This window comes from Pseudomonas sp. HMSC067G02, assembly GCF_001813485.1.
GTDB classification, from domain to species: Bacteria; Pseudomonadota; Gammaproteobacteria; order Pseudomonadales; family Pseudomonadaceae; genus Pseudomonas; species Pseudomonas aeruginosa.
In genome coordinates this window covers 36,858-49,908 of sequence record NZ_KV812620.1, presented here as the reverse complement: position 1 = coordinate 49,908, position 13,051 = coordinate 36,858, and the positions used below count along the sequence as shown (strand labels likewise).

Sequence of the window (13,051 nt, the reverse complement as noted above, 5' to 3'; positions counted from 1 at the left end):
GCAGAAGGAACTCGCCTGGAAAGGCGAAACAAGATGCCAAGGCAAGCACGACGCCCGCTCAAGCGCTAAGCAACAGCTTCCCCCCTTAGTGCCGTGCAGGCAGCGACGGGAGCTGGGGGCCAGTCACGCATTCACGGCCCGCCAGGCAGTCCCCGTGCACCCGGTGCCGAAACGCCACCTTCGTGCCCTGAGTCATGGCCAATGCTCCACGGCAAGTCGCTACCCCTCAGTACCCATCCGCCACCGGCGCCAGGTAGAGCCCGCCCGCACCGAGGGTAATGCGCAGGTTGCGGATCTCCCCGGGGCGCAGGGTCAGGGTCTGTCCGGCGAGGATGGTCATGCCGTTCCGGCAGGCGTCGCCAGGACCGTTCGGCGCAAGACGCACGTCCACCGCGCCGGGTTGCAGGTTCAGGGCCAGGCTGGCGCCCGGTTGCAGGTTGCCGACCAGTTCGTCGTGGACGTACAGGCCGACATCGCAGGCAGTGCCGGACTCGACCCGCTCGCGGGAAACGTTCAGCACCGCATAGCCGATCGGCGCCGGGTCGGGTTGCGCCCAGCCGCCGCTGGCCGGTTGCGGGTCCGCGGCGAGCGCCGGGAGGGCGCAGGCCAGGGCAGCGGTATGGAGCAGCGGGCGAAGGATGGGGAACATGGCGGGCCTCGGCGGCGGGGGGCGTAAGGAAAAGCTTGGCCGAAGCCGGGGCCCGGGACAAGTCGGGACGGGCATCCGCGTGCCCGTCCGTCGCTGGGGTCAGGCGCCGCGTTGCGGCAGCATGGCGCGCAGTACGTCGTCCTTCTGCACGCGGTGGTGCCAGATGGCTGCGGCGGCGTGGCCGAGGATCAGCGCGAAAAGCAGGTACTGGACGGTGACGTGGGTGCCGCCGGCGAACGCCTTGAAGGCTTCCGGCAGGTCGAACGGGCCGATCTGCACCAGCCAGAACAGGTCCAGCGGACGCTTGCCGGCGAGCATGCCGGAGAGCGGCATGACGATCAGCACCGCGTACAGCAGGAAATGCCCGGCCTTGGCGGCCGCGCGCTGCCAGTCCGGGTTCCCCTCCAGGGTATCCGGGACACCCTGGACGCGGCGCAGCGCCAGGCGTGTCAGGGTCAGCAGGAGTACCGCCACGCCCAGCGACTTGTGCAGGGTGAAGACGTTGCCCTTGCCGCCGAGCAGGCCGGCGAAGAAGTCGGCGCCGTAGGGCAGGGCGATGATCAGCAGGACCGCGACGGCGCTGAGCCAGTGCAGGGCGATCTGTGACGGGGAATAGCGGCGGATGGACATGGTTCTACCTCGTGAAGAACAAGGTGAACATGTTAACCATGTGCTTTGTAGGGTTTAAGCCTCTTTACTCCGCCTTTACCCGTTCTTGACGCTTTGTCGGTTACCGGATATTTCGAGGATTGACCTTGACACCATGTCAAGGTCGAAAATCGCCCCATCGATGACCAACAGGAGGCAATACCATGCAAGTCTTCAAGGTTCAGGGCATGACCTGCGGCCACTGCGTACGGGCGATCACCCATGCGGTGCAGGCGAAGGATTCGGCGGCGGACGTCCAGGTGGATCTTGGCGCCGGCGAAGTCCGGGTCGCCAGCCGGCTCGACAGCGCCCAGGTACTCGAGGCGATCCGTGAGGAGGGCTACGGCGCCGAGCTGGCCTGACCCCAGTCGCGCACCAGGCCACGGAACATCGGCTCCAGCAGGTGTTCCGCGTCCGTATCCGGATCGAACAGGCGCGGGTCGCGCAACCAGTCGTTGAACAGGCCCAGGATCAGCGCGTGCAAGGCGCGCGAGGCGATCCTCGGGGTCATGCCCGGATGCAGCCGCACACGGCATTCGTCGCGGGCGAACAACTGCTCGCAGAGTTCGATGAACATCTGCACGAAGGCGTTGTTGCGTTCCTGCGCCTCGCGCAGTTCCTCGGTGAATTCGCAACGTTGCATCAGGATGGTCAGGATGCGGCGCTTCTTCTCCTGCGTCAGCAACGATTGCACGGCCTCCAGGCAGAGGTCGTAGAGCGAGCGCAGCGGGTCGCTGCCATCGCAGCCGGACAGGCGCTCGGTGAGTTGCTCCGGCGGCAGGCGTACCTGGTTGAGCATCTCGTTGAACAGGTGGGCCTTGTTCTGGAAGTGCCAGTAGACGGCTCCACGGGTCACCCCGGCGGCCCTGGCGATCTGTTCCAGGCTGGTATGGGACACGCCCTTTTCCAGGAACAGTTCCTCGGCGGCCAGGAGGATGGCCGTACGGGTTTTTTCAGAATCTTCCTTTGTGCGTCGCATGCTGTGCTGGGTAGTCGAATCGGTCTCGGCAACGGGGCGGGGAGTGTACCGATTTTAGCCGCGCTCGGGCGGACTCGAAGTATTTCGACACCACCTTTGTCTAATGCTGCTCATTCATGAGCCGTGGATTCCGCGGTTCCACGGTCTCCGGCCATGATCGGCGGGCGTCTTCGGTGTTATGCTGCGCGCTGCTTTTTCGGCGACTCCCCGGCTGTCCGTAGCATCTTCCCGCCAGTACCGGCCTTCAGGCCTGGAGCCGCCCGCCCTCACAGACGATTCAATGATAGGCGTCGTCGTCCCGCTTGCCGGGAGCCGCAGGGAAGTGCCTTGCCTGCCACCGACGCGCCCCGTGCCGAGCGATCCATGAACCTGCGCATCCTGCTGATACTGGGAGCCCTGAGCGCCTTCGGGCCACTGGCCATCGACTTCTACCTGCCGAGCTTCCCGACCCTGGCCAAGGCCTTCGCCACCGACGTCGAGCACGTCCAGCTGAGCCTGGCCGCCTACTTCGCCGGCCTGTCCATCGGCCAGTTGCTCTACGGCCCGGTGGCCGACCGCTATGGCCGGCGCCTGCCGCTGCTGGTGGGGGTGAGTATCTTCACCCTGGCCTCGGCCGCCTGCGCCCTGGCGCCGACCCTGGAGTGGCTGATCGCCGCGCGCTTCGTCCAGGCTCTCGGCGGCTGCGCCGGGATGGTCATCTCGCGGGCAGTGGTGCGCGACCTGTGCGATCCGATCGGCGCCGCCAAGGCGTTTTCCCAGTTGATGCTGGTGATGGGCCTGGCGCCGATCCTCGCCCCCGTGGCCGGCGGCCTGCTGCTGGACTGGCAGGGCTGGCAATCGATCTTCGTCTGCCTGACCCTGTTCGCCGCCCTGGCCGGCCTCGGCGTGGCGTTGTGGCTGCCGGAAACCATCCCGGCCGACGGCGAGCGACCGCCGCTGTCTGGCGCGCTGGGGCAGTACCGGCGGCTATTCGCCGACCGCCTGTTCCTCGCCTATGGCCTTTCCGGCGGGGTGGCGATGGCCGGGATGTTCGCCTACATCGCCGGTTCGCCCTACGTGTTCATCCAGCTCTACGGGATTCCCGCCGAGCACTATGGCTGGCTGTTCGGCAGCAATGCCGCGGGCTTCATCGTCATGGCACAGGTCAACGCGCGGCTGCTGCGCTATCGCGGGCCGGCGTTCTGGCTGCGGCGGATCATCTGGGGCTACCTGGCGTGCGGCCTGGCCCTGCTGGGCATCGCTTCGCTGCAACCGGCCACGCTGTGGCCGCTGCTGGTTCCGCTGTTCGGATGCGTGGCCAGCCTCGGCTGCATCATTCCCAACGCTTCCGCCTGCGCCATGGCCGGACAGGGACAGCACGCCGGCAGCGCCTCGGCGCTGATGGGCAGCCTGCAGTTCAGCGTGGCGGCGGGCGCTTCGGCGCTGGTCGGCGTACTCCACGACGGCACGGCGATCCCCATGACTCTGGTGATCGCCGTCTGCGGCGCGGTCGCGACCCTGCTCGCCTGGCAGACCGGGCGCCTGGAGCGCCAGGCCGCCTGAGCGCGGATCAGGCCGTTCGCTGCTTCAGTTCGGGCAGCACATGGGGCGCGCGCAGGCGCGCCTCGAGGCGGTCGACGAAACGCCGGGCCTCGCTTTCGCTACGGAAGTTGACGGCCTGCTGGTCGAGGCAGACCTGCCAGCATTGGCCTTTCGGGGTTTGCGACGGGCGGACGAGGATGTTCATGGCGATTCATCCATCGGGGCTGGAAAGGGAGCTTCAGTCTAGTCCTGTCGGCCCGGAAAACACTGACCGGGATCAGTTTGCCGACAACTGGTCGCCGCTTCGTTTACAGCCCCGCCGCAGAGCGCTTCAGGCTCCTCCCTCGCCCTGCCTTACCCGCTGCCGGTAGGCGCTCGGCGACAAACCCATGACCTTGCTGAACAGGCGCGAGAAGTAGTAGCTGTCGTCGTAGCCGACCGCCTGGCCGACCCGGGCCACGCTCTGGTCGCTGCTGTCCAGCAACTGGCAGGCGTACTCGATCTTCAGGTGCAGGAAGTGCTGGATAGGCGTACGGCCGGTGATCGCCTTGTAGCGACTGACGAAATGGAACTTCGACAGGTTGCAGAAGGCCGCCAGGCGTTCCAGTTCGAGGCGCGCATGCAGGTGTTCGCGCATGTAGGCGTGCAGCCCGTCGAGGTCCAGGCTGCCCTCGCGCAGCGGGCGCAGCAGCGGTAGCTGGCAGAGCAGGCTGCGCAGGCGGCTGGCGGCGAGCAGGAAGTGCTGGAAGCGGTAGCCGCTGTGGCGCACCTCCAGCAGTTGCTCGAAGCCGCCGAGCAGGGCGTGTTGCAGGCCCCAATGGCGCAGCGGGGTGTCGCGGTAGCCGGCGCTGTGTTGCAGCCAGGTGGCGCTGTCGCCGCGCAGGTGGGTCCAAAAGATGGTCCAGGGTTGGCGGTCGTCGGCGGCGTAGTCGTGGGCCATGCCCGGCGGCAGCCAGAGCAGGTCGCCGCTGCCGACCCGGTATTCGCGCCAGGCCTCGCCCTCGCGCACGCGCAACAGGCCCTGGCCTTCGCTGCAATAGATCAGCAGGTGCTCGTCATGGCGCTCGCGGCTCATGCGGTGGTCGCGGGCGCGCCGGTAGTGGCCCAGGGAGGTGGGGTAGAGGTCGCGGCTGAGCGGGTGGACCGCCAGTTTCTCCAGCAGCGCCGCCGGGATCGGCAAGCGCAGGCTGTCGGCCGGCAGGGGCCAGTCGGAGGTGTGCGACATGTCGGTAGCCGGCTCCGCAATATAGTCCATGAACAACACAATTTAGTCGATCTCGCGACCTTCCGCCCAGTGATAGCTTCTTGGCCAAAGCGAGGTCCGAATCGACCTCGTACCAGTCCGCCACAACAATAAAAGCCGGCCTGGCCGGTGCAGGAGGGTTCATGTCAGTCCCAGTCCGCCACCTCATCGCGGGAGCCTTCGTCGAAGGTCTCGGCGCCCAGCGCATCCCGGTCAGCAATCCCCTCGACAACAGCACCCTGGCGGAGATCGCCTGCGCCAGCGCGGAGCAGATCGAGCAGGCGGTGGCCAGTGCCCGCGAAACCTTCGCCAGTTGGAAGGAAACCCCGGTTTCCGAGCGCGCGCGGGTGATGCTGCGTTACCAGGCGTTGCTCAAGGAACACCACGACGAACTGGCGAAGATCGTCTCCAGCGAGCTGGGCAAGACTTTCGAGGACGCCAAGGGCGACGTCTGGCGCGGTATCGAGGTGGTCGAGCACGCCTGCAACGTGCCCTCGCTGCTGATGGGCGAGACGGTGGAGAACGTCGCCCGCAACATCGACACCTACAGCATCACCCAGCCTCTGGGCGTGTGCGTTGGCATCACCCCGTTCAACTTCCCGGCGATGATCCCGCTGTGGATGTTCCCGCTGGCCATCGCCTGCGGCAACGCCTTCATCCTCAAGCCTTCCGAGCAGGTGCCGCTGACCAGCGTGCGGCTCGCCGAGCTGTTCCTCGAGGCCGGTGCGCCGAAGGGCGTGCTGCAGGTGGTGCATGGCGGCAAGGAACAGGTCGACCAGTTGCTCAAGCACCCGCAGGTGAAGGCGGTGTCCTTCGTCGGCTCGGTCGCCGTCGGCCAGTACGTCTACCACACCGGCACCGCGCACAATAAGCGCGTGCAGAGCTTCGCCGGGGCGAAGAACCACATGGTGATCATGCCCGACGCGGACAAGGCACAGGTCATCAGCAACCTGGTCGGTGCCTCGGTGGGCGCGGCCGGGCAGCGCTGCATGGCGATCTCGGTGGCGGTGCTGGTGGGGGCCGCCCGCGAGTGGATTCCGGAAATCCGCGACGCGCTGGCCAAGGTCCGCCCCGGCCCATGGGACGACAGCGGCGCCAGCTACGGCCCGGTGATCAACCCGCAGGCCAAGGCGCGCATCGAGCGCCTGATCGGCCAGGGCGTGGAGGAGGGCGCGCAACTGCTGCTGGATGGCCGCGGCTACAAGGTCGAGGGATACCCGGACGGCAACTGGGTCGGCCCGACGCTGTTCGCCGGGGTGCGCCCGGACATGGCGATCTACCGCGAAGAGGTGTTCGGCCCGGTGCTCTGCCTGGCCGAGGTCGACAGCCTGGAGCAGGCGATCCGCCTGATCAACGAAAGCCCCTACGGCAACGGCACCTCGATCTTCACCAGCTCCGGCGCCGCGGCGCGGACCTTCCAGCACCACATCGAGGTCGGCCAGGTCGGCATCAACATCCCGATTCCGGTACCGCTGCCGTTCTTCTCCTTCACCGGTTGGAAGGGCTCGTTCTACGGCGACCTGCACGCCTACGGCAAGCAGGGCGTGCGCTTCTACACCGAGACCAAGACCGTGACCGCGCGCTGGTTCGACAGCGATAGCGTGGCCGGGACCAACTTCTCGATCCAGATGCGCTGAAAGGGAGACGGACCGATGACCGACATCGCATTCCTCGGCCTGGGCAACATGGGTGGGCCGATGGCCGCCAACCTGCTCAAGGCCGGCCACCGGGTGAATGTCTTCGACTTGCAGCCCAAGGCCGTGCTGAGCCTGGTCGAGCAGGGCGCGCAGGGCGCCGATAGCGCCTTGCAGTGCTGCGAAGGCGCCGAAGTGGTGATCAGCATGCTGCCGGCCGGGCAGCACGTGGAAAGCCTGTATCTCGGCGACGACGGCCTGCTCGCGCGGGTCGCCGGCAAGCCCCTGCTGATCGACTGCTCGACCATCGCCCCGGAGACCGCGCGCAAGGTCGCCGAGGCCGCCGCGGCGAAGGGCCTGACCCTGCTCGACGCGCCGGTTTCCGGCGGCGTCGGCGGCGCCCGCGCCGGCACCCTGAGCTTCATCGTCGGCGGCCCCGCCGAAGGCTTCGCGCGGGCCCGGCCGATCCTCGAGAACATGGGCCGGAACATCTTCCACGCCGGCGATCACGGCGCCGGCCAGGTGGCGAAGATCTGCAACAACATGCTCCTCGGCATCCTCATGGCCGGCACCGCCGAGGCCCTGGCGCTGGGGGTGAAGAACGGCCTCGATCCGGCGGTGCTGTCCGAGGTGATGAAGCAGAGTTCCGGCGGCAACTGGGCGCTGAACCTCTACAACCCCTGGCCCGGGGTGATGCCGCAGGCGCCGGCGAGCAACGGCTATGCCGGCGGTTTCCAGGTGCGCCTGATGAACAAGGACCTCGGCCTGGCGCTGGCCAACGCCCAGGCGGTGCAGGCCTCGACGCCACTCGGCGCGCTGGCGCGCAACCTGTTCAGCCTGCATGCCCAGGCCGATGCCGAGCACGAGGGGCTGGACTTCTCCAGCATCCAGAAGCTCTACCGCGGCAAGGACTGACCCCTACGACCAAAGGTTGATGGCGGGTGCCCGGCGCCCGCCCATACTCCAAGGCTCACTCACTGCTTCATCCCTAATAAGAACAATCAGAGGGCTGGAACATGACGTACCTGCAGCAGCACGCCCGCTCGATCGCCGAGCCGGCCGCGTTCTGGGCCGAACAGGCCCGTTCCCTGGCCTGGTACCAGGCGCCCGCGAACATCCTCGAAAGCCTGCCCGACGGCACCCATCGCTGGTTCGCCGATGGCCGTCTGAACAGCGCCTACCTGGCCCTCGACCGGCAGATCGAGGAGGGGCGCGGCGAACAGACCGCACTGATCTACGACTCGCCGGTGACCGGCACCCAGGACCGCTACAGCTACCTGCGGCTGCGCGACGAAGTGGCGCGCCTGGCCGGCGCCCTGCGGGCCCTCGGGGTCGGCAAGGGCGACCGGGTGATCATCTACATGCCGATGGTGCCGCAGGCGGCCATGGCGATGCTCGCCTGCGCGCGCCTGGGCGCGGTGCATTCGGTGGTGTTCGGTGGCTTCGCTCCCTACGAACTGGCCCTGCGCATCGACGACGCCACGCCGAAGCTGGTGCTCACCGCTTCCTGCGGGCTGGAGTTCGACCGGGTGATCGAATACAAGCCGCTGGTGGACAAGGCCCTCGAACTGGCGATCCACCAGCCTGCCCACGTCATGGTCTGGCAACGCCCGCAGGCGCCCGCGCGCCTGCACCCGGGCCGCGACCTGGACTGGCAGGACTGCCTCGCCGCCGCCGAGCCGGCCGATCCGCTGCCGGTGGCCAGCGGCGATCCGCTGTACATCATGTACACCTCGGGCACCACCGGTAAGCCCAAGGGTATCGTCCGCGACAACGGTGGCCACGCGGTGGCGGTGCGCTACGCGGTCCGCACTATCTACGGCATGCAGGCCGGCGACGTCTGGTGGGGGATCTCCGACGTCGGCTGGGTGGTCGGCCACTCGCTGATCGTCTACGGCCCGCTGATGTGCGGCTGTACCACGGTGTTCTACGAAGGCAAGCCGGTGCGCACGCCGGACGCCGGCGCCTACTGGCGGGTGATCGAAGAGCACAGAGTGAACAGCCTGTTCTGCGCGCCGACGGCGATCCGTGCGATCCGCAAGGAAGACCCGCATGGCGAACGGGTGAAGCGCTACGACCTAAGTTCGCTGCGCCACCTGTTTCTGGCCGGCGAGAAGCTCGACAGCAGCACCCAGCACTGGCTGGAGGAGCACACCGGGCGGCCGGTCCACGACCACTGGTGGCAGACCGAGACCGGCTGGCCGGTGACCGCGCCCTGCATCGGGATCGCCGGCCACGACCTGCGGGCCGGTTCGACCAACCGCGCGGTGCCCGGCTACCACGTGCAGGTGCTGGACGACGAAGGCCGGCCGCTGGGAGCGAACCGCCAGGGCGCGATCGTCATCGCCCTGCCGTTGCCGCCGGGCTGCGCGCAGACCCTCTGGGGCGACCACCCGCGCTACCTGCAGGCCTACCTGGGCAACTATCCCGGCTACTACCACACCGGCGACGGCGGTTATCTCGACGAGGACGGCTTCGTCTACATCATGGGGCGCACCGACGACGTGATAAACGTTTCCGGGCATCGCCTCTCCACCGGCGAGATGGAGGAACGCGTGGCGCAGCACCAGGCGGTTGCCGAGTGCGCGGTGATCGGCGTGCGGGACGAACTCAAGGGCCACGTGCCGCTGGGCCTGGTGGTGCTCAAGGACGATGCCGGGATCGCCGCCGAGCAACTGCAGCGCGAGCTGGTGGCGCTGGTCCGCGAACAGATCGGCGCGCTGGCCTGCTTCCAGCGGGTGGTGGTGGTCAAGCGGCTGCCGAAGACCCGCTCCGGGAAGATCCTCCGCGCGGTGCTGCGCAAGATCGCCGATGGCGAGGATTACGCGGCGCCATCGACCATCGACGACCCGACGATCCTTGGCGAGATCGAGGCTGCGCTGAGGGTGCGCAAGGCGGGATAGCAAAGGCCAGGGGCACGGCGGTAGGGTGGAAAACGCCGCGCCCCGTGGTCCTGCCGTTCAGAACCCTTCGAGAACGATCTTGCCCTTGGCCCGGCCGCTCTCCAGCAGCGCGTGGGCGCGGCGCAGGTTGGCCGCGTCGATGCGGCCGAAATGCTCGCCGACGGTGGTCTTCAGCACGCCTTCGTCGATCAGCCCGGCGACCCGCTCCAGCAGCCGGTGCTGCTCGATCATGTCGTCGGTCTGGAACATCGAGCGGGTGTACATGAACTCCCAGTGCAGCGACAGGCTCTTCTGCTTCAGCTTGCCGATGTCCAGCGACGCCGGGTCGTCGATCAGCGCCAGGCGGCCTTGCGGGCGCAGCGCGGCGACGATCTGTTCGAGGTGCTGGTCGGTGTGGGTCAGGCTGGCGACGTGGCTGACCTCGGCGACACCGATCCGCTTCAGCTCTTCGGCCAGCGGCTTGCCGTGGTCGATCACATGGTGCGCGCCGAGGTCGCGGACCCAGGCCTGGGTCTCTGCGCGCGAAGCGGTGCCGATCACGTTCAGGCCGGTCAGTTGCCGGGCCAGTTGGACCAGGATCGAACCGACCCCGCCGGCGGCGCCGACCACCAGCAGGCTCTGGCCCTGGTCGGCCTTGCCTTCGGCGATCTGCAAGCGCTCGAAGAGCAGTTCCCAGGCGGTGATGGTGGTCAGCGGCAGGGCCGCGGCCTGGGCGAAGTCGAGGCTTTTCGGCAGGTGCCCGGCAATGCGCTCGTCGACCCGATGCAGCTCGCTGTTGCTGCCGGGGCGGGTGATGTCCCCGGCGTACCAGACCCGGTCGCCAGGACGGAACAGGCTGACCTCGCTGCCGACCGCGCGCACCACGCCCGCCGCGTCCCAGCCCAGCACCTTGGCCTGGCCGGCTTCCGGCTGGGCGCGCTGGCGGACCTTGGTATCCACCGGGTTGACCGAGATGGCGCGGACCTCCACCAGCAGGTCGCGCGTGCCCGGCGTGGGCTCGGGTAGTTCGAGGTCGAGCAGGGCATCGGGATGGTCGATGGGCAGGGACTGGTAGTAACCGACAGCTTTCATGGGGGCTCCGGGAAACGGGCCTCAGGCGAGGCGATAGAGTTGGTCGATCTTCACGTTCTGCAGCAGGGCTTCGTTGCCGCGGCTGAAGCGCAGGAAGTGCTCGGTGTTCTGGTGCCGCTCCAGGGCGGCGTCGTCGCGCCACTGCTCGATCATGTAGAACAGGTGGGAGTCGTGGCGGTCCTGATGCAGGTCGTACTGCAGGCAGCCGGCCTCGGCGCGCGACGGGGCGACCAGGGCGCGCAATTCGCGCTCCAGGGCCTCGGCGTGGCCGGGGGCGGCGGCGATGGTGGCGATCAGGGTGAGGGGTGTGCTCATGGTGGAGTCCTTCGATGAGGTGGAGTCAGGATGGGCTATTTCAAATCGCTGAAAAACAGGCTATCAGGGAAGACTCTTTCAAAGGAATCTTGAAAATGCTGCGTTACGACGACCTCCAGGTGTTCGTCCACACCAGCGACAGCGGCTCGTTGTCCGCCGCCGCGCGCCAGTTGGAGATTTCCCCGGCGGTGGCCAGCGCGGCGCTGAAGCGCCTGGAAAGCGAGCTGGAGGTACGCCTGTTCGCCCGCTCCACCCGCAGCCTGCGCCTGACTCCCGAGGGCGACGCGTTCCTCCTGCATGCCCGCGCCTCGTTGCGCAGCCTGGAGGAGGGGCGCCGGTTGCTGCAGGGCGGCAAGGACCAGATCGCCGGGGTACTGCAGCTTTCCGCGCCCTCCGACTTCGGCCGCAATCTGCTGCTGCCCTGGCTCGACGAGTTCCAGGCGCGCTATCCGCAACTGAGCCTGCGCCTGCTGCTCGGCGACCGGGTGACCGATCTCTACCGGCAACCGGTGGACGTGGCGATCCGCTACGGCGCACCGGCCGACTCCAGCCTGGTCGCCCTGCCGCTGGCGCCGGACAACCGGCGAGTGCTCTGCGCCGCGCCGGGCTACCTGGCGGAGCGCGGCGAGCCGCGCCAGCCGGACGACCTGCGCGAGCACAATTGCCTGCTCTACCAACTCGGCGGCCGGGTACACGACCGCTGGGCGTTCCAGCGGGGCCGCCGCAGCCTGACCCTGACGGTCGCCGGCGACCGTGTCTGCGACGACGCCGACGTGGTGCGGCGCTGGGCCCTGGCCGGCAAGGGGCTGGTCTACAAGTCCTGGCTGGACGTGGCCGAGGACGTGCGCGCCGGGCGCCTGCGCCTGCTGCTGCCGGAGTGGCAGGGCGAGGCGACGCCGATGAACCTCTTGTGTACCCACCGCGCTCAGTTGACCCGTCCGGTGACCCTCTTGCGCGCGTTCGTGCGCGAGCGTTGCGACGCATTGCTGGCGGAGGCTCCATGGACGAGGAACTGAACCGGGCGGCGAGCCTGGCCATCGAGCTGGCGGACGTGGACAGCGCCGCGCGCTTGCACGAACGCCTGCGCGAGGCCCTGGCGTTGCCGCCGTGGTACGGATGCAACTGGGATGCCTTCTGGGACGCCATCAGCGGCCTGGTGCCGATGCCCCGGCGATTGCGTCTGCAAGGCTGGAGCGACTTCGCCCGGCGCCTGCCGGAGGAAGCGGCGCAGCTTTCGGCCTGCCTGGAGGCGTTGCGCGAGACGTACCCGCAACTGGCGCCGGAAGTCCTGCGCGACGCTTGATCAGTCCCAGCCGAACAGCTCGGCGGCGTTGCGGCTGCTGCTCGCCGCCAGTTCCTCGGCGTCGACCCCGCGCAGCTCGGCGAGGGCGCGGCAGATGTCCGGCAGGTGCTCCGGACTGTTGCGCTGGCCGGGATGCATCGATGGCGCCATGTCCGGCGCATCGGTTTCCAGCACGATGGCCTCGGCCGGCAGCTCCGCCGCCACCTTGCGCAGGCGGTTGGCCTGCGGCCAGGTCGGCGCGCCGCCGAGGCCGAGGCGGAAGCCGAGCTTGAGGTACTCGCGGGCTTCCTCGCGGCTGCCGGCGAAGGCATGGATGATGCCGCGGCGCTCCAGGCGGATGCGCTTGAGGGTGGCGATGGTCGCCGCGTGGGCGCGGCGCACGTGGATCAGCGCCGGCAGGCGGAATTCCGCGGCCAGCCGCAGTTGGGCCTCGAACAGCGCCTGCTGGGCGTCGCGGTCGAGGTGTTCCAGGTAATAGTCCAGGCCGATCTCGCCGACCGCGCAGAGCTTCGTCTCGCCGCGCAGGCGTTGCAGCCACTGGCGCAGGTCGTCCAGGTGCTGCGGGCGGTGCCGCGCCAGGTAGACGGGGTGCAGGCCGAGCGCCGCGTACAGGCCATCCTCGGCCTGCGCCAGGTCCCAGACCCGTTGCCAGTTCTCGCGGTAGACGCCGAGCACCACCTGGCGCTCGACCCCCAGCGCGCGGCTGCGTTGCAGCAGCGCGGCGCGGTCGGCGTCGAAGTCCGGGAAGTCGAGGTGGTTGTGGGTGTCGACCAGGCGCATGGCGG

Annotated in this window: 15 protein-coding genes; 7 read left to right on the top strand and 8 right to left on the bottom strand. The window is 68.4% G+C overall.

Annotation, left to right across the window (positions count from 1 at the left end; translation table 11 throughout):
• Nucleotides 1-226: 226 nt before the first annotated feature.
• Entirely contained in the window at nucleotides 227-649 is a 423-nt protein-coding gene (locus tag HMPREF2914_RS01450) for a hypothetical protein (protein WP_023092591.1), read from the bottom strand.
• Nucleotides 650-748: 99 nt separating this feature from the next.
• Nucleotides 749-1,279: a cytochrome b gene (locus tag HMPREF2914_RS01445; RefSeq protein ID WP_003092155.1), complete on the bottom strand. Its 531-nt coding sequence runs from the start codon at nucleotides 1,277-1,279 to the stop codon at nucleotides 749-751.
• Between the two features lie 182 nt (nucleotides 1,280-1,461).
• Here HMPREF2914_RS01445 and HMPREF2914_RS01440 point away from each other — a divergent pair, with 182 nt between their 5' ends.
• Nucleotides 1,462-1,659 (top strand): heavy-metal-associated domain-containing protein, encoded by a 198-nt coding sequence (locus HMPREF2914_RS01440; RefSeq protein ID WP_003111818.1) that lies wholly within the window; start codon nucleotides 1,462-1,464, stop codon nucleotides 1,657-1,659.
• On the opposite strand, the gene nalD is transcribed toward HMPREF2914_RS01440, so the two are convergent.
• A complete protein-coding gene (gene nalD, locus HMPREF2914_RS01435) occupies nucleotides 1,638-2,276 on the bottom strand; it encodes an efflux system transcriptional repressor NalD (RefSeq protein WP_003092152.1) in 639 nt (212 codons plus the stop codon). The genes HMPREF2914_RS01440 and nalD overlap by 22 nt on opposite strands.
• 363 nt (nucleotides 2,277-2,639) lie before the next feature.
• Here nalD and HMPREF2914_RS01430 point away from each other — a divergent pair, with 363 nt between their 5' ends.
• Nucleotides 2,640-3,818: a multidrug effflux MFS transporter gene (locus tag HMPREF2914_RS01430; protein ID WP_023092592.1), complete on the top strand. Its 1,179-nt coding sequence runs from the start codon at nucleotides 2,640-2,642 to the stop codon at nucleotides 3,816-3,818.
• Between the two features lie 7 nt (nucleotides 3,819-3,825).
• Here the strand turns inward: HMPREF2914_RS01430 and HMPREF2914_RS01425 are convergent, their stop codons facing one another.
• On the bottom strand, nucleotides 3,826-4,002 hold the full coding sequence (locus tag HMPREF2914_RS01425; RefSeq protein ID WP_003104346.1) for a hypothetical protein: 177 nt from the start codon (nucleotides 4,000-4,002) through the stop codon (nucleotides 3,826-3,828).
• A gap of 126 nt (nucleotides 4,003-4,128) precedes the next feature.
• A complete protein-coding gene (gene mmsR / locus HMPREF2914_RS01420) occupies nucleotides 4,129-5,052 on the bottom strand; it encodes an MmsAB operon transcriptional regulator MmsR (RefSeq protein ID WP_003122160.1) in 924 nt (307 codons plus the stop codon).
• Nucleotides 5,053-5,183: 131 nt separating this feature from the next.
• Between mmsR and mmsA the strand changes: the two genes are divergently transcribed.
• From mmsA to HMPREF2914_RS01405, 3 genes are all read left to right on the top strand, one after another.
• Complete coding sequence (mmsA, locus tag HMPREF2914_RS01415; RefSeq protein ID WP_003092142.1) at nucleotides 5,184-6,677, top strand: CoA-acylating methylmalonate-semialdehyde dehydrogenase; 1,494 nt, start codon at nucleotides 5,184-5,186, stop codon at nucleotides 6,675-6,677.
• 15 nt (nucleotides 6,678-6,692) lie between these two features.
• A complete protein-coding gene (gene mmsB, locus HMPREF2914_RS01410) occupies nucleotides 6,693-7,589 on the top strand; it encodes a 3-hydroxyisobutyrate dehydrogenase (RefSeq protein WP_003117505.1) in 897 nt (298 codons plus the stop codon).
• Nucleotides 7,590-7,690: 101 nt separating this feature from the next.
• Nucleotides 7,691-9,577: a propionyl-CoA synthetase gene (locus HMPREF2914_RS01405; RefSeq protein ID WP_003130019.1), complete on the top strand. Its 1,887-nt coding sequence runs from the start codon at nucleotides 7,691-7,693 to the stop codon at nucleotides 9,575-9,577.
• A gap of 57 nt (nucleotides 9,578-9,634) precedes the next feature.
• Here HMPREF2914_RS01405 and HMPREF2914_RS01400 read toward each other — a convergent pair whose 3' ends face one another.
• Nucleotides 9,635-10,648: a zinc-binding alcohol dehydrogenase family protein gene (locus HMPREF2914_RS01400; RefSeq protein ID WP_023092593.1), complete on the bottom strand. Its 1,014-nt coding sequence runs from the start codon at nucleotides 10,646-10,648 to the stop codon at nucleotides 9,635-9,637.
• Between the two features lie 21 nt (nucleotides 10,649-10,669).
• Nucleotides 10,670-10,963 carry a putative quinol monooxygenase gene (locus HMPREF2914_RS01395; protein ID WP_003122161.1) on the bottom strand — a complete coding sequence of 98 codons (294 nt, stop codon included), beginning with the start codon at nucleotides 10,961-10,963 and terminating at the stop codon, nucleotides 10,670-10,672.
• Nucleotides 10,964-11,058: 95 nt separating this feature from the next.
• Here HMPREF2914_RS01395 and HMPREF2914_RS01390 point away from each other — a divergent pair, with 95 nt between their 5' ends.
• Both HMPREF2914_RS01390 and HMPREF2914_RS01385 read left to right on the top strand, forming a co-directional pair.
• A complete protein-coding gene (locus tag HMPREF2914_RS01390) occupies nucleotides 11,059-11,979 on the top strand; it encodes a LysR family transcriptional regulator (protein WP_003092132.1) in 921 nt (306 codons plus the stop codon).
• Complete coding sequence (locus HMPREF2914_RS01385; protein WP_003111769.1) at nucleotides 11,964-12,266, top strand: barstar family protein; 303 nt, start codon at nucleotides 11,964-11,966, stop codon at nucleotides 12,264-12,266. Before HMPREF2914_RS01390 ends, HMPREF2914_RS01385 begins: the two co-directional genes overlap by 16 nt.
• On the opposite strand, the gene HMPREF2914_RS01380 is transcribed toward HMPREF2914_RS01385, so the two are convergent.
• Complete coding sequence (locus HMPREF2914_RS01380) at nucleotides 12,267-13,046, bottom strand: TatD family hydrolase (protein ID WP_003104370.1); 780 nt, start codon at nucleotides 13,044-13,046, stop codon at nucleotides 12,267-12,269.
• Nucleotides 13,047-13,051 lie beyond the last annotated feature (5 nt).

Bases quoted from the DNA above. Each gene is read 5' to 3' on its own strand.
- HMPREF2914_RS01450 (WP_023092591.1), bottom strand. From the start codon at position 649: ATGTTCCCCATCCTTCGCCCGCTGCTCCATACCGCTGCCCTGGCCTGC.
- HMPREF2914_RS01445 (WP_003092155.1), bottom strand. From the start codon at position 1,279: ATGTCCATCCGCCGCTATTCCCCGTCACAGATCGCCCTGCACTGGCTC.
- HMPREF2914_RS01440 (WP_003111818.1), top strand. From the start codon at position 1,462: ATGCAAGTCTTCAAGGTTCAGGGCATGACCTGCGGCCACTGCGTACGG.
- nalD (WP_003092152.1), bottom strand. From the start codon at position 2,276: ATGCGACGCACAAAGGAAGATTCTGAAAAAACCCGTACGGCCATCCTC.
- HMPREF2914_RS01430 (WP_023092592.1), top strand. From the start codon at position 2,640: ATGAACCTGCGCATCCTGCTGATACTGGGAGCCCTGAGCGCCTTCGGG.
- HMPREF2914_RS01425 (WP_003104346.1), bottom strand. From the start codon at position 4,002: ATGAACATCCTCGTCCGCCCGTCGCAAACCCCGAAAGGCCAATGCTGG.
- mmsR (WP_003122160.1), bottom strand. From the start codon at position 5,052: ATGGACTATATTGCGGAGCCGGCTACCGACATGTCGCACACCTCCGAC.
- mmsA (WP_003092142.1), top strand. From the start codon at position 5,184: ATGTCAGTCCCAGTCCGCCACCTCATCGCGGGAGCCTTCGTCGAAGGT.
- mmsB (WP_003117505.1), top strand. From the start codon at position 6,693: ATGACCGACATCGCATTCCTCGGCCTGGGCAACATGGGTGGGCCGATG.
- HMPREF2914_RS01405 (WP_003130019.1), top strand. From the start codon at position 7,691: ATGACGTACCTGCAGCAGCACGCCCGCTCGATCGCCGAGCCGGCCGCG.
- HMPREF2914_RS01400 (WP_023092593.1), bottom strand. From the start codon at position 10,648: ATGAAAGCTGTCGGTTACTACCAGTCCCTGCCCATCGACCATCCCGAT.
- HMPREF2914_RS01395 (WP_003122161.1), bottom strand. From the start codon at position 10,963: ATGAGCACACCCCTCACCCTGATCGCCACCATCGCCGCCGCCCCCGGC.
- HMPREF2914_RS01390 (WP_003092132.1), top strand. From the start codon at position 11,059: ATGCTGCGTTACGACGACCTCCAGGTGTTCGTCCACACCAGCGACAGC.
- HMPREF2914_RS01385 (WP_003111769.1), top strand. From the start codon at position 11,964: ATGGACGAGGAACTGAACCGGGCGGCGAGCCTGGCCATCGAGCTGGCG.
- HMPREF2914_RS01380 (WP_003104370.1), bottom strand. From the start codon at position 13,046: ATGCGCCTGGTCGACACCCACAACCACCTCGACTTCCCGGACTTCGAC.